This is a genomic window from Gemmatimonadota bacterium, from assembly GCA_016719105.1.
In the GTDB taxonomy this organism is placed as follows: domain Bacteria; phylum Gemmatimonadota; class Gemmatimonadetes; order Gemmatimonadales; family Gemmatimonadaceae; genus SCN-70-22.
The window spans coordinates 122242-139892 of the sequence record JADKAQ010000008.1; the positions used below are offsets into that span (position 1 = coordinate 122242).

15 protein-coding genes are annotated in these 17651 nt (G+C 69.1%); 4 read left to right on the plus strand and 11 right to left on the minus strand.

Annotated features, from left to right (window positions below; translation table 11 throughout):
• Window positions 1–53: 53 nt before the first annotated feature.
• Window positions 54–986, plus strand: a complete 933-nt coding sequence (locus IPN47_11080; protein MBK9408568.1) for an ankyrin repeat domain-containing protein — start codon at window positions 54–56, stop codon at window positions 984–986.
• Here the strand turns inward: IPN47_11080 and IPN47_11085 are convergent.
• From IPN47_11085 to IPN47_11100, 4 genes are all read right to left on the minus strand, one after another.
• Window positions 983–1777: an SDR family oxidoreductase gene (locus IPN47_11085; GenBank protein MBK9408569.1), complete on the minus strand. Its 795-nt coding sequence runs from the start codon at window positions 1775–1777 to the stop codon at window positions 983–985. The genes IPN47_11080 and IPN47_11085 overlap by 4 nt on opposite strands.
• Window positions 1778–1891: 114 nt before the next feature.
• Window positions 1892–2566, minus strand: a complete 675-nt coding sequence (locus IPN47_11090; GenBank protein ID MBK9408570.1) for a hypothetical protein — start codon at window positions 2564–2566, stop codon at window positions 1892–1894.
• Window positions 2563–3000: a hypothetical protein gene (locus IPN47_11095; protein MBK9408571.1), complete on the minus strand. Its 438-nt coding sequence runs from the start codon at window positions 2998–3000 to the stop codon at window positions 2563–2565. Before IPN47_11095 ends, IPN47_11090 begins: the two co-directional genes overlap by 4 nt.
• A gap of 197 nt (window positions 3001–3197) precedes the next feature.
• Window positions 3198–4301: a P1 family peptidase gene (locus tag IPN47_11100; protein ID MBK9408572.1), complete on the minus strand. Its 1104-nt coding sequence runs from the start codon at window positions 4299–4301 to the stop codon at window positions 3198–3200.
• 88 nt (window positions 4302–4389) lie between these two features.
• Here IPN47_11100 and IPN47_11105 point away from each other — a divergent pair, with 88 nt between their 5' ends.
• Together IPN47_11105 and IPN47_11110 are read left to right on the plus strand one after the other, a co-directional pair.
• A complete protein-coding gene (locus IPN47_11105) occupies window positions 4390–5670 on the plus strand; it encodes an acetylornithine deacetylase/succinyl-diaminopimelate desuccinylase family protein (protein ID MBK9408573.1) in 1281 nt (426 codons plus the stop codon).
• A 295-nt stretch (window positions 5671–5965) separates the two neighbouring features.
• On the plus strand, window positions 5966–8332 hold the full coding sequence (locus IPN47_11110; GenBank protein ID MBK9408574.1) for a response regulator: 2367 nt from the start codon (window positions 5966–5968) through the stop codon (window positions 8330–8332).
• A gap of 19 nt (window positions 8333–8351) precedes the next feature.
• On the opposite strand, the gene IPN47_11115 is transcribed toward IPN47_11110, so the two are convergent.
• Window positions 8352–9020, minus strand: a complete 669-nt coding sequence (locus tag IPN47_11115) for an HAD-IA family hydrolase (protein ID MBK9408575.1) — start codon at window positions 9018–9020, stop codon at window positions 8352–8354.
• 87 nt (window positions 9021–9107) lie between these two features.
• On the minus strand, window positions 9108–10589 hold the full coding sequence (locus IPN47_11120; GenBank protein ID MBK9408576.1) for a glutamate--cysteine ligase: 1482 nt from the start codon (window positions 10587–10589) through the stop codon (window positions 9108–9110).
• 298 nt (window positions 10590–10887) lie between these two features.
• Here IPN47_11120 and IPN47_11125 point away from each other — a divergent pair, with 298 nt between their 5' ends.
• Window positions 10888–11790: a glycoside hydrolase family 16 protein gene (locus IPN47_11125; GenBank protein ID MBK9408577.1), complete on the plus strand. Its 903-nt coding sequence runs from the start codon at window positions 10888–10890 to the stop codon at window positions 11788–11790.
• A gap of 254 nt (window positions 11791–12044) precedes the next feature.
• On the opposite strand, the gene IPN47_11130 is transcribed toward IPN47_11125, so the two are convergent.
• The 5 genes from IPN47_11130 to IPN47_11150 all read right to left on the minus strand — a co-directional run bounded on the left by IPN47_11130 (window position 12045) and on the right by IPN47_11150 (window position 17651).
• Entirely contained in the window at window positions 12045–12896 is an 852-nt protein-coding gene (locus tag IPN47_11130) for a gamma-glutamyl-gamma-aminobutyrate hydrolase family protein (protein MBK9408578.1), read from the minus strand.
• A gap of 363 nt (window positions 12897–13259) precedes the next feature.
• A complete protein-coding gene (locus tag IPN47_11135) occupies window positions 13260–14375 on the minus strand; it encodes a carboxylate-amine ligase (GenBank protein ID MBK9408579.1) in 1116 nt (371 codons plus the stop codon).
• A gap of 43 nt (window positions 14376–14418) precedes the next feature.
• Window positions 14419–15771 carry a hypothetical protein gene (locus tag IPN47_11140; protein MBK9408580.1) on the minus strand — a complete coding sequence of 451 codons (1353 nt, stop codon included), beginning with the start codon at window positions 15769–15771 and terminating at the stop codon, window positions 14419–14421.
• Window positions 15772–15841: 70 nt separating this feature from the next.
• Window positions 15842–16774, minus strand: a complete 933-nt coding sequence (locus IPN47_11145) for a hypothetical protein (protein MBK9408581.1) — start codon at window positions 16772–16774, stop codon at window positions 15842–15844.
• 157 nt (window positions 16775–16931) lie between these two features.
• Complete coding sequence (locus tag IPN47_11150; protein MBK9408582.1) at window positions 16932–17651, minus strand: esterase; 720 nt, start codon at window positions 17649–17651, stop codon at window positions 16932–16934.

Consider the following 17651-nt stretch of genomic DNA (forward strand, 5'->3'; position numbering starts at 1 on the left):
CGCCAGAACGGAGCGGCCATGTCAAGCGTTGGAACCCATCGCGAGCCACGCGCATGAAGCGCGCGGTCCTCATCGTGCTCGTGTTGGAGGGGCTCGCCCTCGTGGCGATGGTCGTCGCCTCACGCAGCGAAGGGACCGACGCCGCCGGCCGTGGCCTCGCCACCGCCTACCTCCTCGCCTTTGCCGCGCCGGTCGTGCTCGCCGCGATCGCTTACGCCGCCGGGTTCTGGCGCGTCGCGGGGGCCCTCGCCCTCATCCTTCCCGTGACGCTCGCCGTGCTCTGGTTCGGTCGCGCGAGCGGGGGGAGAGGGCCCGACGCGGCGATCGCCGTGAGTCGGGAGAGCGACGACTGGTTCGGCAACCCGCGCGTCTCGGCGCTCCTCGCGGCGCTGGCGTCACCCGACGCGGCGGCGCTCGAACCGTTCCGCGGCCAGAAGGCGCTCCTCAACGCGCTCAGCACCGACAGCTCGCGCTCCGTGCTCACCTTCGCCGCGCGGCAGTTCCCGGGGAGCGTGGGGACATTGATCGAGCTCGGGGCCGATCCCAACCTCACGCCGCCGCACGGGCTGCACCCGGTCATTTCGGCGCTCGACGACGAACCGATGGTCCTGCGCCAGCTCCTGGCCAACGGCGCCAACCCCAACGCCGAGTTGCGCGCGGGGCAACCGGCGCTGCAGCAGGCGCTGGAGCGCAGCAAGCGCGAACACGCGCTGCTCCTGGTGGACGGTGGTGCATCCGTCGATTCGGTCGACCGGCTGGGACGCACACCGCTCTACTCGGCCGTCGACAACCACGCGTGGACGGTCGCCCTACGGCTGCTGGAGAAAGGCGCTGACCCCGCGCGCGCCGCCAACAACGGAACGACGGTCAAGTCGCTGCTCGAACAGCCCGACTGGACGGCGTGGCACGACGACCCGCCGTTTCAGGCGCTGGTGGCGGCGCTCCGGACGCGCGGAGTCGCCGTCGCCCTTCCGGCGAAACGCTAACTCCCCATCCCCGGCGGCGAAAAGCGCCCGTCGATCGCCAGCCACCCGCCATCGACAAACAGGATCGTGCCGGTGATGTAGCTGGCGGCGTCCGACAGCAGGAAGACGGTCGGCCACGCCATCTCCTCGGGGGCGGCCCAGCGTTGCAGGGCGTTCTTGGCCGCATACGCGCCGTACCAGTCGGCGTTGGCCTTGATGGGAGCGGTGAGCGGCGTCTCCACGACGCCAGGCCCCACCGCGTTGACCCGCACCCCCCTGGACGCGAACTCGGCCGCCGCCGTGCGCACCATCTGCACGATGGCCGCCTTGGTCGCGGCATACACCGCCTGCCCGGGTTCGACGACCTGCGAGCGGATCGACGAGAAGAGGACGATGCTCCCCGACCCCTGCGCGGTGAGGATGCGCCCCGCCGCCTGCAACACGTTGAAGTTCCCCTTCACGTTCACGCGCACCACGCGGTCGAGTTCTTCCTCGGTGTACTGGAGGATCGGCTTGCGCACGTTGATGCTCGGCGTGCAGACCACCGCATCGAGGCGCCCGAGGCGCTGCTTGACGGCGTCCAGCGCCGCCTGCGTCGCCGCGCCATCGACGATGTCGAGCGTGTCGCCATACGCCTCACGATGCGCCTCGCGGATCGAGTCGGCGACCCGCTCTGCCTCGTTCCCCTTGATGTCGAGGCAGGCGACGCTCGCCCCCTGCTGGGCACAGGCGCGGGCGACCGCTTCGCCAATGCCCGATCCGGCGCCGATGACCGCCACGACGCGCCCCGCCAGCCCGAATTTGTCGTTCATCCGTTCACCCATGGGTTGTGTTGATCACCAACGAGTCGAACCCCGCCTTCTATCCGCCTTCACCCGCCGCTACCCGTCATCACCCACGCCGCGCGTCCGCTGGCGGCGCCCGCCCTACCCCACGCGCCGCATCGCCAGGAAGGCGAGCGCCGCCACCGTCACCGACGTCAGGACCCCGGCGAGCGCCGGCGTGAACCCGCCGAGCCCCTTGGGACCGACCGTCAGCTGCAGCGCCATCATCACCAGCATCCCCCCGGCAATTGCCGCCAGCGCCTCGGGGGCGCGAAAGCGCTTCACGAACAGCCCGGCCAGGACCGGGACGAAGAGACAGACCCCCAGCACGCTGTAGAAGAACGACAGCGTCCCGATGATCGTCTGCGCCACCAGCGCCAGGCCGACCCCGAGCAGCCCACCCACGATCGCCGCCCCGCGCGCCACGCGCAGCACCTGCTGGTCGGTCGCCGCCGGACGCAGGAAGCGCCGATAGAGGTCCTGCGACAGCGACGTCGCCAGCATGAACAGGATCGCGTCGGCGGTGCTCACCTCCGCCGAGAAGAGCGCCGCCAGCCCCAACGTCCCGATCGCCACCGGAACGTCGTACATCAGCAGCGTGGGGAGCGCGAGCTGTTCGCTCGACAGCCCGGGGTGCGTGGCCCGCGTGATGATCCCCATCACCGGCGGGACGGCGGCGAAGAGGAGGAGTGCGATGGCATTGGCCCCCACGCCGATCCGCACCGTGCGGTCATCCCGCGCCCCAAAGATCTTCTGCAAGAGTCCCGGTGAGATCACGAAGGCCGGCCCGAGGAGCGCGAGGTACTGCCACCCCGACGCGCCGTTCTGCCACAGGCTCCAGTAGCCGCGCCCGGTCCCGGCGCCGCCGCCGTCCCGGCGTTCACCGACTGCACCACCGCATCCCATCCACCGGCGCTGGCCAACGCCACCGGGAGCGCCACCGCGAACCCCACCAACAACACCGTGAGCTGCAGCAGGTTGACCCACGCGCTGGACAGGAGCCCGCCCGCGGTGAAGTAGGCCGTCATCACCACCCCGCCCAGGACGCAGCCCGCCCACTTGGGCAGTCCGGCCACCACCGTGAGCAGCGTCGACATGGCGATCAACTGTCCGGCGAGGATGGCCAGCGTCCCCACCCACAGGAGCGCCGCCACGAGCACGCGCACCGTGGTCGAGTAGCGCTGCTCGAGGTAGTCGCCCACCGTCTGCAAGCCGCGCTCCTCCGGCGCCGATGTTGGCCGCCAGCAACGTCGCGAACAGCAGTCCGGGCCCCAACGCACGCCCGGCCACGAAGAACCCTTCGGTACTGCTCACGCGACGCCCGATGTACCCCCCAAGCGCAATCATCAGCGCCGAGTAGCCCAGCAGGAGGAGGAGTTGGCTGTTCACGCCGGCGCGTCGCCGCTGCCTAACGCCGAGCGCCCAGGTCCCGCACCGACGGATAGCCGGCGATCCCCCGGGCCTCGCGCACCGCGCGCACGATCGCCTCGGCCAGCACGTCGGCGGCCAGCGCCCCGATCGTCGTCACGTCGGCCGCCTCGGCACGTTCGCCCGTGGCCAGGGCGAAGATCGTGTCACCATCGCCCATGGTGTGCGCGGGGGAGATGGCACGCGCCATCCCGTCCTGCGCCATCTGCGCGACCTTCTTGGCCTGCGCCTTGGTGAGCGTGGCGTTGGTCGCCACCACGCCGATGGTCGTGTTCTCGCCCGCGCGCACGCCGGGGCGCGTGGCCCCGGCACGAATCAGCGCGCGGGCATCGGCGAGTGCCGTGCCATCGGCCGTGCGAACGCCCGCGACCACCGTCCCCGTGGCCGGGTCGATGACGTCGCCCACCGCGTTCACGACGACGATCGCGGAGACGGTGAGCCCATCCTTGAGAGTGATGGAGGCGGTGCCGAGTCCGCCCTTCATTGCCCGCCCGCCACCGAAGAGCTTCCCGACCGTGGCGCCGGCGCCGGCGCCGACGTTCCCCTCGGCGATCGCGCCGGGGGTCGCCGCGCTCGCCGCCCGATAGCCGCAGTCAGCGTTAGGCCGGACCTTGGCATCGCCGACGCCCAGGTCGAAGATCACCGCCCCGGGGACGATGGGGACGCGCGCCACCCGCGTGTCGAAGCCGACGCCGTGCTCCTCGAGGTACTTCATGACGCCGCCAGCCGCATCGAGCCCGAAGGCGCTTCCGCCGGTCAGCAGGATCCCGTGCACCACCGGGACCATGTTCACCGGGTCGAGCAGGTCGGTTTCGCGCGTCCCCGGCGCCGAGCCGCGCACGTCGACGCCGCCGACGGCCCCCTTCTCCGCCAGGATCACGGTGCACCCGGTGGGGCGCTCGGGAAGGGTGTAGTGCCCAACCTTGAGCCCGGCGACCGCCGTCAGCCCGGCGACCGACGAAGGCCCGGCGACCGCCGCCGGTCGTGGCGTAACCGGCGGGGCACTGTTGGACTGCGCGCAAACCGCCTGGCTCACGGAGAGCGTCGCGGCCAGTGCGACGCGAAGCGCGCGCGTCGTCACCATCCGGTGCGTGAGTTGTGCCTGCGGCATTATTCTGCGCATCATCCCTCCGGCGCACCCCTGGCCAGTCACTCCACGGCAATCGAGCGAGATGGGCAAACCTACCGTGCGGGACTCGGTGCTGCGAGCCGTGGATGAGGCGCGCGACGAGATCGTCGCCCTCACGCAAGCACTCATTCGCGTCCCCACGGTCAATCCGCCGGGCGATGCGTACGAGCCATGCGCGCAGCTCCTCGGCGACACGCTGCGGCGCATGGGCTTTGCCATCGAGTACTACACCGCCACGCAGCGTCCGGAGCATTCCGAGGCGTATCCGCGCGTGAACGTGGTGGGGCGCAGGCGCGGGCGCCTCGATCGCCCCTGCGTACACCTCAACGGGCACATCGACGTCGTCCCGGTGGGTGAGGGGTGGACGCTCGACCCGTTTGCCGGCGTCGTGCGCGACGGGCGCATCTATGGGCGCGGCGCGTCGGACATGAAGGCGGGGATCGCCGCCGCCGTCTTTGCCGCTGAGTGCGTGCGTCGCGCGGGGGTCGAGCTGCTCGGCACGGTGGAAATCAGCGGGACGGTGGATGAGGAGAGCGGCGGGTGGGCCGGTGCCGCGCACCTGGCGCAGGTAGGGCGTCTCACGTCGGCGTCGATCGATCACGTGATCATCCCCGAACCACTGGAGTTCGACCGCATCTGCGTGGGGCATCGCGGCGTGTACTGGTTCGAGGTGACGGCGCACGGGCGCATCGCGCACGGCAGCATGCCCTTTCTCGGCGCCAACGCCATCGAGCACATGGGGGAATTGCTGCACGACATTCGCGGGCGGTTGCAGCCGGCGCTGGCCGCGCGCGTCACGGCGATGCCCGTGGTTCCGGCGGGAGCGCGCCACGCCACGCTCAACATCAACAGCATCACCGGTGGACAATCGGGGCACGACGTCCAATCGCCGTGCGTCGCCGATACCTGTCGCGCGATCTTCGACCGGCGCTTTCTCCCCGAGGAATCGTTCGATCGCGTGCAGGGGGAGATCGCCGACATGCTGGCCGAGTTGCAGCTGCGAGTCCCCGAGGCACGCTTCAGCATGCGCGACCTGATGGTGGTGCATCCCGTGCGCACCCCCGAAGGGTCGCCGCTGGTGGCGTCGCTGCAACGCGGGGTCGCCGACGTGGTGGGGCGCGAGGCAGCCATCGTGGCCTCGCCGGGGACGTACGACCACAAGCACGTGACGCGCATCGGCGGAATCGCGCATTGCGTCGCCTACGGCCCGGGGCGCCTGGAGCTCTCGCACCAGCCCGACGAGTGGTGCGACATCGAGGAGCTGGTGCGCGCCACCCAGGTCATCGCCCTCTCGCTCGTCGACCTGCTCGCAACCGCGCGCTAGGCGTACGCCCGCGCGGACCCGGCCCTCGCGCACGCCCGGCGCGAGTCCCCGCCGATCGACGCTGCGGAGGCGCGACGCTCGCTGCCGATGGTTGGGGCGCGCCAATGAGATTTCCGGCGCCAAAGGGTCCGGTCGCCGTCAAGAGAGGCCGATACTCCCCAGAGAGTTCAACTCCTCGAGCGGGACGGGCGTACCCCGCCCGCTCCGAATCCCACCGCTTCTCGCCGTGTGGCGACTTCTCCCTGACAGCCTGATCTCGCGTGTGCCGATGCATGGTCGGCACCACCTGGATTTGGTGCTGGTCGCGTGGCTCATCGCCACGGTCGCGGCCATCGCGGCGCTCGCGGTGGTCGACCGGATACGCGCGACGCGGGCGACGCCGGCCCGCGCCTTCTGGCTGGCTGCGGGCGCCTGGTCGACCGGGACCGGTATCTGGGCGGCGCACTTCGTGGGCATGGTGTCGTGGCACCTCCCGATCCCGGTCGCGTTCTCGGCCCGCACCACGTTGCTGTCCGTCGTACCGGCCGTCGTGGCGAGCGGGATCGCGCTCGTCGTCCTGAGCGCGCCGCGTATGCGCCGGGGCGGGACGGCGCTGGGCAGCCTGCTCATGGCCAGCGGCATCTCGGCGACGCAGTTCACGGGGATGACGGCGATCCGCGCGAATGCCGACCTGTACTACGACCCCACGCTCTTCGCCGCGTCGCTCGCTGTCGCAACCGTCCTGGCCACGGCCGCGCTTTCCATGCGCCACGCCCTGCAGCGCGCATCGACACCGTCGCTCGGAATGCGCGTACTGCGCGCGGGAGTGCTGGGCTCCGCGGTGATCGCCATGCACTACACCGCGATGGCGTCGGTGCGCGTGTTCGAACGGGCGACGCCCTACTCGCCGACCGGGGTACTCCCCGACTCGACACTCGCCGTACTCGTCTCGACGGCGGTCGCGTTCGTGGTCGGGACGACCGTCCTGGGAACGCTCGTCGATCGCCGAATCGCGGGCATGTCGATGGAACTGGCGGCGCGCGAGGCGCGGTTCAAGGCGGTGCTCTACGCCATGGCCGATGGCGTTGTGACGTTCGACGAGGCGGGCACGATCGAATCGGCGAACGTCGCGGCCGCGCAGATGTTCGGTGTCGAGGTCGACGCGTTGGTGGGACGCTCCGTCGCGTTGCTGATCCCGGACGCCTGCGACGGACCGTTCGCCGGCCGCGACGGGCACGCAGGGCTTGCTTCTGCGTTTGGCGCACGGCGCGAGATGACGGCGCATCGCGCCTCCGGCGAGGCGTTCCCCATCGAACTGGTCATCTCGGAAGTCGCGCTGGAGGAACGCACCATTTTCAGCGGCGTCATCCGCGACATCACCGCGCGAGTCGAGAGCGAGCAGCGCCTGCACCAGCATGTGCGGGAGCTCGAAGAGGCGCGCAACGCGCTGCAGGCCCAGGCCGAACAACTCTCCGTCGCCCGCGACCGTGCCGAGCAGGGGGCGCGCGCCAAGAGCGAGTTCCTGGCGACGATGAGCCACGAGCTGCGCACGCCGATGAACGGCGTGTTGGGCATGGCCCAACTCCTCCTGCACACTCCGCTCAACGACGAGCAGGCCGCGCGCGTGCACATGCTGCGCAAGTCGGGCGAGGCGCTCCTCCGCATCATCAACGACGTCCTCGACTTCTCCAAGATCGAGGCCGGCAAGCTGTCGATCGAGTCGCACCCCTTCGACGTGCATGGCATCCTCGAGGAGGTGCGCGAGACCTTGAACTCGGCCGCCGACGTCGTCGGCCTGTCGCTGACGGTGCACGTCGAGGCGTCGTGCCCACGCCACGTGATGGGCGACGCGGGGCGCGTGCGCCAGGTCCTGTTCAACCTCGTGGGCAACGCCATCAAGTTCACCGACCGCGGACGCGTCTCGATCGTGGCGCGCGGCAGTGGAACGCAGCAGGACCCCACGGTGTGGATCGACGTGCAGGACACGGGGATCGGGATGTCGACGGAGACCGTCGCCCGGCTCTTCGCCCCCTTCACCCAAGCCGATGGATCGGCGACGAGGCGGCACGGCGGCACCGGGCTCGGACTGGCGATTTCGCGACGACTCGCCGAGATGATGGGGGGGACGATCACCGTCGCCAGCACCCTCGGGGAGGGATCGTGTTTCACCCTCGCCCTCCCGCTCCCGGCCGCCTCCGCGCGCGAGAGGGGGAGCGGCGGCGCCACCTGGGGCGCCTTCGCCTCTGCCGGCGTCGACCGGCAGGAGACGACGGTCGCTGAGACGGACGGGCGCGGCATCCGCGTGCTGGTCGCCGAGGACAACATGGTCAACCAGATCGTGGCCGTGTCGCTGCTCGCGCACCTGGGGTGCACGGTCGACGTCGCCAGCGACGGGCGCGAGGCGGTGCAGCGCTGGAGTGATGGCGTGTACGACCTGATCTTCATGGACATCCAGATGCCGGAGATGGATGGCCTGGAAGCCACGCGGCACATCCGGGCCGCCGAGGATGCGACGCACCGTGTTCCGATCGTCGCCCTCACCGCCAATGCGATGCACGAGGATCGCGGCGTGTGCCTGGAAGCCGGCATGGACGAGCACATCGCCAAGCCGGTGACCGAGGAGGCGCTGCTCGGCGCCCTGGCCCTGGCCCGCCGCCCCTGTGCCGTCGGAGAACGTCGTTAGGCCGTCGACCCCTCGCCCCTCACCCGACGATGGTCCCCACGAGTGCGGGTAGCGCCTCGAGCGTCGCGATCTCCGCCCGCGCTGGCCCGACCCCGCCGGGGCGTACCAGCTGCAAGCGGTTGTGCCAGACGACCGGCATCCCCACCCCGCCCGCCCCTGGGATGTCGTAGGGCGACCCCGCAACGAAGAGTACGCGTTCCGGTGGCAGGGCCAGCTCGGCGAGCGCCAGCCGATACGGTCGCGGATCGGGTTTGTAGGCGCCGGCGCGCTCGGCCGCGACGACCACGTCGACCGGTATACCCAGCCGCGCGACGGCACGCGCCGCGAGCGCATTGGAGCAGTTGGTCACCACGCCCAGCGGTACGCGCCCGCGCAGCGACGCGAGGACGGCGGGCACTTCGGGCCATGGCGCGAGCGTGTCCCACGTGTCGAGCAGCGTATCGGCTACCGAGGCCGGAAGCCCGGCCGAACGCGCGGACTCGTGTACCAGCGCGTCGTACGGGGAGTAGTGTCCCGCAGCGTAGGTGATCTCGAGGTAGCGCTGACGCCAGCGCCGCCCCTCCGCCGCACTGCCGGCCGCGTGGTTCCACAGCGTCCACGAGTCGAGCAGCGCGGTGAGCAGGTCGAAGAGAATCGCGTCGACGTGCAGGGCGTCGGGGGCGATGGGCGGGTGCGTTGACGCTGTCATGGAGAGGCGAGAGGGGGGCACGCGACGTCGCGCACCGGTCCCCCTATGAAACGCTGGCGCGCAATCGAACGGAAGCCCGCCCGCGCTTCACGCCTCCCACTCGTGCACCGGCCGCCCGGTGAGCGACCGCGCGATGTACCCCTCCATCATGCAGGCCAGCGCGTCACGCCGCTCCAGGTCGAGTAAGCAACGATCCAGCGCCGTGCGCTGCCATCGCGCCCCGGTCTGCCCGATCTCGAGGCGCCCGCGGATCACCGACATGAGGCTCCGGATCTCGTCGTCGTCCACGCCTAACGTCTCGAGCCCTCGCGCCGCATCGGGGAGGAAGCGCGACACCATCGCGCGCGCGCTCACCGGCATGGGCGAGGGGGCCACCGCCGATGGCCAGAGGAGCCGGGCGTCGAGCCCCCGCTGCGCGGCGCGGTAGAAGTTCCACTCCGCATACTCGAACGGGAACGCGGGGAGCAGCTCCTCCACTTCGTCGCGCAGCGCGATGGTGAGCCCGACCAGAAACGCCGCGTTGGCCGCCATGTCGAGCGGGGTTGGCCCCGCCGGGAGTGCGCGCATCTCGATGCGCAGGTGCCCACCGTCGCCGGGATCGTAGATCGCCCGGTTCCAGCGCCATACCGTCCCCTGCTGGATTCGCAACTCTTCCAACCGCGGACAGCCGCCCGCGCGCGCGATCGCCACAGAATCCTCCTCGCCCACCAGCGGGAGGATCGGCGGGAAGACCGCGACCGACTCGGCGAAGAGCTCGTACGCGCCGCGCCGCACCCATCCGTGCCCGAAGCTCACACGCGCCGGCGGGCGCCACGCCTGCTCCACCAGGTCGCGCACGTCGAGCGCCTGCTTGAAGAGCGCCACGCGGGTCTCTTCCCACAGGCGGTGCCCGCAAAAGACCGGGGAGTTTCCGCTGATGGCGAGGGCGATCGGCGTCGCGATCTGCGCGGCGTTGTACGTCGCGGCGAAGTCACGCGGCGCAACCCGCAGGTGCACCTGGAACGAGGTGTTCGCCCCTTCGAGCGTGATGTCGTCGCCCGTCATCGCCAGCGGGTCGGCGCCGTCGATGCGAATGCTGAAGGGCGACAGGCGCGTACGCCGCAGGCCGTTGGAGAGCGCACGGTACCGCGGGAAGTCGGTCAGCGCCGTGCGGGCGACATCGTCCGGCGTCAGTGTCGGGAGGATCCCGATCGGGATCACGCGCGCGTCGAACCCCTCGGCGGTGCGATTGAGCGAACGCAGCGCCTCGACCAGCTCTCGTTCGATCGCCGAGAAGGGCCCCCCCCGCGCCGAAACCGGCGTGAGGTTGTACTCGAGGTTGAACTTGTCGAGCTCCAGCGCGAGGCGAGGGTCGACGTGCTGCCGCAGGATGTCGCGGTTGATCCCCTTGGCGCGCCCCGACGCATCAACGATGCACAGCTCGAGCTCGGCGCCGAGCGTGACATCGCCCTCGCCGAAGTCGGGGCGAGCGAGCACGACCGCGAGCGCCGCCAGGTTCTCGCGCAGTCTCGACTGGAAGTGCCCGTACTCCTCGTCCGTGAAATGTTCACGGTCAATCGCCTGCGCCATGCTCTACGCTTTGGCACTCCAGCCGTTGCAGACAGGTGCGAATCCCTGATCTGTCGACGGGGATTTCGCGCAACGCACCGTGCCACCCCCTGTCTTTAGGCGATAGGGCGGCGCGCTCGGTCCGTGGTCGTTTGGCCTGGACCCCGTCGAGCGACCCGTGGGGCGATCGAGTTCCACGCGCGGGTCCAGCGCAACGCGCGTCCAGGTCCAGCGCAACGCGCGAACGCGTTGACGGCGCCACGACGGTGATCGAACTTGGTCGGCCATGCCCTTCCACTCGATCGTTTCCGTCCGCACCATGAGTCGCCGCTGCCCGTCGCCGGCGAGCGTCGTGGGTTCGCTCCGCGTGCTCCTCGTCGCGAGCGTCGCGCTGGCCGCCAGTTCGCAGAATCCGGTTCGCCCGCCCACGGGCGTCCACGCCGAGGGAGGGGGCGCCGCGTGGACCCTGGCTTGGAGCGATGAGTTCGATGGGGCGGCGGGGTCGCCTCCCAACCCCGTGTCCTGGCGCCTGGAAACGGGCGACGGGTGCGCCGCCGGGATCTGCGGATGGGGAAACAACGAGAAGCAGCGCTACACCACCGACCCGGCCAACGCGTCGCACACGGGGAGCGGGGCGCTCGCCATCACCGCCCGCGTTGCACCTGCCGGTCTCTCGTGCTACTACGGCCCCTGTCGCTACACCTCCGCCAAGCTCACCACCAAGGGGCTGGTCGAGCCGAAGTACGGGCGCGTCGAGGCCCGCATCAAGCTCCCGCACGGCCAGGGGCTCTGGCCCGCGTTCTGGATGCTGGGCGCCGGCTTCCCCACCACGCCGTGGCCCGCATCCGGGGAAATCGACATCATGGAGTTCCGCGGGAGCCGGCCGGAGGAAATGAGCTCCGCGATGCACGGCCCCGGGTATAGTGGCGACAAGACACCGTTCGTGAACCGCTTCGCGTATCCGCCGGGCGTGCGCTCCGACGACTTCCACCGCTACGCCGCCGAGTGGGAGCCCGGGCAGGTGCGCTTCTACGTCGACGAGGTCCTGCACTACACGGTGAACCGGGGCGCCCCCGGTGCGCGCGGCGCCTGGGCCTTCGACCACGCCTTCTACGTGATCCTCAACCTCGCCGTGGGCGGCGGCTTTGACGGCGATCCGGCATCGGAGGCCATCTTCCCGGCGACGATGCTGGTGGACTACGTGCGGGTGTACGCGCGTTAGGCTCGTCGGGTGGGCGAGTAGAATCAGGACACGGAGCACGGAGGGCACACGGGGGAGCACGGAGGAGACCCCTTCCCTTGGTCGCCGCACGGTGCTCTGCTGTCGCCCGACGCTTCCGTGTACCTCCGTGAATCCCCCGTGGTCCTCGGTGTCCCGCTTTCAAGGTCGCCCGGGCGTCACCGCCGGTACACAAACGACGGCGGGGGGCACCGTCGGCGCCCCCCGCACATTCGTCTGTGATGTCCCGTCCGCGCCTAGTGCTTTCCCCCGAACCGGCCCGACGCGGAGACAAACTCGCGGAAGACGTGGCGGGTATGGGGGTCCGTGAGCTCGAAGACCTCGGGGTGCCACTGCACGCCGACGCAGAAGTGGTCGCCGGCCAGCTCCGCCGCCTCGATGAGGCCGTCAGGCGCAACCGCCGAGGCCATGAGCGCCGGGGCGAGCGTCTTGATCCCCTGGTGGTGCATCGAGTTCACGGAGATGTGCTCGAGCTCCATCAGGTGGCGCAGGCGACTCCCCTTGGCCAACGTGACGTCGTGCGCGAGGTGGTCGCGCTCGTAGCCGTAGTTGGGGAAGTAGTCGTGCTTGATGGCGTCGGGATACTGCTCCTCGAGATCCTGATACAGCGACCCGCCGAGGGCGACGTTGATGACCTGCAGGCCGCGGCAGAGCCCGAGAATGGGCTTGCGATCCTCGACGGCCCAGCGGGCGAGCTGCATCTCGGTGCGATCGCGCGACGGATCGATGCGCCCAAGCTTGTGATGCGGTTCCTCACCGAAGTAGCCGGGGTCGACGTCGACCCCGCCGGGGATGAGGATCCCATCGCAGACATCATAGGCACCGCGCAGCGCTTCCGGCTCGTCGTCGAGCAGCGGGATCAGGATCGGCGCGGCGCCGATGAGCGTGATCGCCACGTAGTAGCGCTGGTTCATCACCACCGACTGCGGGAGCCCGGCAGGGATCCCATCGATGGAGTGCAGGGTCTGCGTGGTGACGCCGATGACCGGGCGCTGCGTCATGGTCTTCTCCGGCTCTCCGTTGAGTCGTGGGGTGATTGTCACCCCCAGATGCTGCATGGTCACGCCGATGACCGGGCGCTTCCCCATCCGATGGTCCCCGTCCCGTGCGTCGCACCCAACCCCTACACGCGCGCCGCACGTTCAGGTCACGAGCCAAGCTAGCGTTCGGGGTTGGCCTTTCCAGTGGAGTCGCTAGCCGAATCCTCAATTCATGAGTCTCGGCCACGGCACAGTCCGCCCCAAACACGAAATCGAAAGAACGTTCTAATCTGTTGCCCCGTCACTACTTGCCGCGTGATGTGTCGCACGCGCCCGCCACTCTCGATGGTCGCCTTCGCCATACGCACGAGGCCCCGCCGATCGCTGGGGATCACTCGGCGACGAATATGCCCCGACGCCGTCCGATTCAGGACGGAACCACGCCCTGTTCAGGACGACACTGCGCCCTCTTCAGGACGCGACCACGCCCTCTTCGGTCTCGCGGATGAGCTGGTCGACCACCGCCTGCAGGTTCCCGCCAGTCTCGTCGAAGGTGCGAATCTGGCGGTCGGCGCTCGAGCCGTTCTCCAGGATGGTGAAGGCGTACTCGACTTCCTTGCGGCTCCCGAGCTCATCGAGCACGTCGTCGAGGAACCACTCGATCATCTCGCGGATGAGCGTCCCGGCCGGGAGTTCGACGTTCTTCCCGAAGTCGATGAGCTTCCCCTCGAGACCGTAGCGCACGGCGCGCCACTTGTTCTCGTCGATCAGCTCCGAGGAGTACAGGCGCCACGTGGTGTTGTCGCGGCGCATCTTGTACAGCTTGAAGACGAGCGCCTGCAGGATGGCGGCGATGCAGACCGCTTCATCGACGCGCGTGCAGACGTCGCAGATGCGGAACTCGAGCGTGGGGAACGTGTGATGCGGGCGCACGTCCCACCAGATCTTCGAACCGTTGGGGATGCAGTTGGTGGCGACGAGTGTCTTGAGGTAGGACTCGTAGTCGGCCCACGACGGGATGAAGCGGGGGATCCCGGTCCGCGGGAAGGCGCGGAAGACGGCGCTGCGGTACGACTTGAGCCCCGTCTTGCGTCCGATCCAGAACGGGGACGACGTGGAGAGGCAGAGCAGGTGCGGGAGGAAGTAGCGCGAGACGTTGCACGCCTCGATGAGGAAGTCACGATCCTCGATCCCCACGTGCACGTGCGTCCCGAAGATGAGCAGCTGCTGCGCGAGCTGCTGCATCGCCTCCTTGGTCCCGATGTACCGGTCGAGCTGGGTGATTTCCTGCTCCGCCCAGTGCGAGAAGGGGTGCGTCCCGGCGGCGGCGATCTTGAGCCCGCGGCGCGCCGCCAGCTCCATCACCCCGCCGCGCAGCTGGATGAGCTGCGCCTTCACCTCCTGCGGCGTCTTGCAGATCGTCGTCCCGACCTCGACGATCGATTGGTGCAGCTCCGGCTTGACCTGACCGAGCACGAGGTGATCGGACTCCAGGATCTGCGTGATGTACGACTGCAGGGCCCGGGTCTTGGGGTCGATGATCTGGTACTCTTCTTCGACACCGATCGTTAGGCTTGGCGGCTTCATTGTGCTCCAGAAGACGGGAAGACGGGACGACGGGAAGACGGGATCACTTCGGCTGCACGACGAGCGTCGGGACGGTACTCCCGCCACCGGCCGTCACGTTCAGCAGCGCCGCGGTGGAGAGGCGGGTCAGCATCCCTTCCATGTAGTCGCCGTGCGAGACGAACGGCGCGGTGTCCAGCATGCGGTCGAGCACATGCACGCGCCCGTCGACCCAGCTGGGATACGGCTCGCTCGGGATGGCGACCTTCTCCTGCACGATGAACGGCTGGGAAAGCGCGTCCGTGATCGCCGCCTCCCACTCGGTCCCGTTCACCGTCCAGCCGAGGGTGATCCCCTTGCCGCCGTACTCGTCGTTGGGCTTGAGGACGAGGTGATCCTTGTTGGCCTGCATCCACGGCACGAGGTCGATGGTGTCACCGCCGTGCGTCGTGCGCCGTTCGCGCACCACGCGTGTCCACGGAATGCAGTCGTGGATCGCCTCGAGCTCGTCGGGGGAAAAGGTGTCGGCATTGGCCTCGTCGGAGAGGACGGCGAGCGAGGCCTTCTTGTGCAGGATCTTGCAGCGGAAGCCGTCGACCAGGCAGACGGCCCCCTCGCGGACAGCGCGCACCACGTCATGCTCAAGTCCGCATGTCTCGATCAACTCGCTGATCAGGACGCGCTTGTAGATCAGGTCGGCCGGCTTCCCGGCCACCCAGAGCTTGCCGTCGCGATACTCGCAGCGGCGCGGGTCGTCGATCACCGCCTCGATGCCTAACGTTGCGAAGTGCGCGCGGTACAGCTCGAACTCGGTGCGCGTGGGGACGTCGTCCCAGTCGAGGATGGCGATGCGGGGGCGGCGGCGCGTCCCGGCGAACTCGTACCAGGCGGCGAGGATCGCCCCCACGACTCCCGGGACGGCCGGCATCGTCATGAGGTCGTAGTGGCGCGAGAACTCGCGCACTGCCGGGGCGTCCATGAACACCTCGGCCAGCGCATCGTCGTACGCGGCGCCGGCCGGCGTCTCGGCGTTGTACTCCGTGAGCCCCAACTGCCCGGTGCCGGAGACGTAGAAAAAGTCGAGTCGCGAGGTGGGCGACGGCCAATCGTAGCCCGGCGCGTCGGCGAGCAGCGTCTCCTCCCAGTCGAGGAGGCCGAACTGGTCGCGGAACGGGCGGTCGACGATGGCGCGCGCGTACGCGCGCTTCATGGCCCGCATGAGCGGCCGGATGCGCGCCTGCAGCGACGCCACCTCGCGCGGCGTCGTGAGCCGCGGCCGAAGCACCGTGCACAGCGCCCGCCCCCCGAAGATCAACCCGCGCCGCGTGAGCGCCGCCTCGATGTGCGCGTGCGTCTCCTCGGCGATCTCGGGGGTGAGGAGCTCGTGGTAGCGCTGAATCAGGTCGTTAGGAATGATGCCCTCGGCCGTTTGCAGTCTCTCGTCTTCCCGTCTTCTCGTCTTCTCGTCTTCCGCGCGAGTTCGCGCGCTACCGCGACGCCGTGAACAGCCCGCTCCACTTCGCCTCCACCGCCGTCTTCCGCGGGTTGAGCGCCAGCTTGATCGCCAGGTCCGCCATTCCCTTCACCACCCACTCGAAGTACGTCGGCGTGAGCGAATAGACGTCCATGTCCGGCGCGCAGTTCATGAAGTCGATGGCATAGGGGACGCCGTCCTTCACGGCATACTCCAGCGAATTCATGTCGTAGCCTAACGCGCTGCAGAGCGTGCGCGAGTCCTTGATGATCCGCTCCCGCATGGCCGGCGTAAGGTAGTCGTCGTCGACGATGTACTTCCGCGCCTTGGGGTCGTAATGCATCGGGAGTACTTCTTCCTGCCCGAGGCAGAGGCAGCGCACGAACTGGTCCCACTGGATGAACTCCTGCACGATCATCGTGAGGAGCCCCGACGAGTTGTAGTGGTGGATCAGCTCCTCCACCGAGTGGCAGACGTAGACCTCCTTCCACCCGCCGCCGTGCGCGTCCTTGAGGATGCACGGCATCCCGATGTAGCGGGCGAGCGCGTCCCAATCGAGCGGAAACGTGAGGTTGCGCAGCGACTCGCTGGGGACGATCCCCTGCACGTAGTCCTTGTTGGGGAGCAGGACGGTCTTCGGGGACGCCACGCCGACCTTGGTGGCCAGCGCCGCCCCGAAGAACTTGTCGTCCGCCGACCACATGAAGGGATTGTTGATGACCGTCTTCCCCTCGAGTACCGCCTTCTTGAGGTACGAGCGGTACATCGGCACCTCGTGCGAGATGCGGTCGATGAGGACGTCGTACGGGACCGGCCCATCATGATGGTCGCCCCCGAGCTTGGCGAACTCGGCGACCACGCCGGCATCGCGCTTGTTGACCTCCTCGATGAAGGCAGGGGGCCAGCTCCATTCACGACCGACGACCAATCCGATCTTCTTGTGCATGCGCAGTTCTCGTGTTGAGGCTTAGAAGACGGGAAGACGAGAAGACGAGAAGACGAGATGGGAACGGCGAAGCGACGGCGCACCGAGGGAGGCCAGAGACCGCGGCCCGTACATCCGACTCGTCTTCCCGTCTTCACGTCTTCCCGTCTTCCGCATTTCAGTCGTGCCCCCCCACATACCGCTGGATCATCTGCTCCCACACCGGCCAGTCGTGGGCGAAGCCATCCCATTCACGGAGCGCGTTCCCGATCCCCTTGCCCACGAGCAGCGACGAGAACGCCTGATTCTGCTGATAGTGCGGGTCGGTGCGACCGATCGCCATGATGATGTCCTGCCGACGCATCGCCTCTAACCGCCAGTGCTCCCACTCGCCGGGGATGAACTCGAACGGGTTGCACGCGTACACGTTCCCGTCGGAGTAGTCGCGCGTCATCCCGCGGATGTCGTACATCCCGCTCATCCCCAGGATGCGGTGCACGCGCGTGGGGTGGCGCAGCCCGAACGACATGGCGAGAAACGCCCCGAACGAGGCCCCGGTGGCGACCACGAAGCCGTGGTGGTTGACGTGCTGCGTAAAGGGGAGGAGCTCGTCGGTGAGGTAGCGGTCGTAGGCCAGATGGCGCCACGCGCGCTCCCCCGGATGCACCGACTTGTTGTACCAGCTCGCGTCGTGCGTGCTGTCGAGGCACCAGAGCTGGAACCAGCCGCGCCGGATGGGCTCATAGAGCACGTCCGGCATGTAGCGGTTGGGCCACTCGTTGTGGTCGCCCATGGTCGTCGGAAAGGCGAGAATCCGCGCCCCGCCGTGCCCGAACCAGCGCACATGCATGTGGCGCCCGACGGCCGGCGAGTACCAGACGTGATGATGGCCATGCAC

What these genes read in the sequence shown, in the direction of transcription:
- IPN47_11080 (MBK9408568.1), top strand. Translation starts at nt 54, where the DNA reads ATGAAGCGCGCGGTCCTCATCGTGCTCGTGTTGGAGGGGCTCGCCCTC.
- IPN47_11085 (MBK9408569.1), bottom strand. Translation starts at nt 1,777, where the DNA reads ATGAACGACAAATTCGGGCTGGCGGGGCGCGTCGTGGCGGTCATCGGC.
- IPN47_11100 (MBK9408572.1), bottom strand. Translation starts at nt 4,301, where the DNA reads ATGGTGACGACGCGCGCGCTTCGCGTCGCACTGGCCGCGACGCTCTCC.
- IPN47_11105 (MBK9408573.1), top strand. Translation starts at nt 4,390, where the DNA reads ATGGGCAAACCTACCGTGCGGGACTCGGTGCTGCGAGCCGTGGATGAG.
- IPN47_11115 (MBK9408575.1), bottom strand. Translation starts at nt 9,020, where the DNA reads ATGACAGCGTCAACGCACCCGCCCATCGCCCCCGACGCCCTGCACGTC.
- IPN47_11120 (MBK9408576.1), bottom strand. Translation starts at nt 10,589, where the DNA reads ATGGCGCAGGCGATTGACCGTGAACATTTCACGGACGAGGAGTACGGG.
- IPN47_11125 (MBK9408577.1), top strand. Translation starts at nt 10,888, where the DNA reads ATGAGTCGCCGCTGCCCGTCGCCGGCGAGCGTCGTGGGTTCGCTCCGC.
- IPN47_11130 (MBK9408578.1), bottom strand. Translation starts at nt 12,896, where the DNA reads ATGGGGAAGCGCCCGGTCATCGGCGTGACCATGCAGCATCTGGGGGTG.
- IPN47_11135 (MBK9408579.1), bottom strand. Translation starts at nt 14,375, where the DNA reads ATGAAGCCGCCAAGCCTAACGATCGGTGTCGAAGAAGAGTACCAGATC.
- IPN47_11145 (MBK9408581.1), bottom strand. Translation starts at nt 16,774, where the DNA reads ATGCACAAGAAGATCGGATTGGTCGTCGGTCGTGAATGGAGCTGGCCC.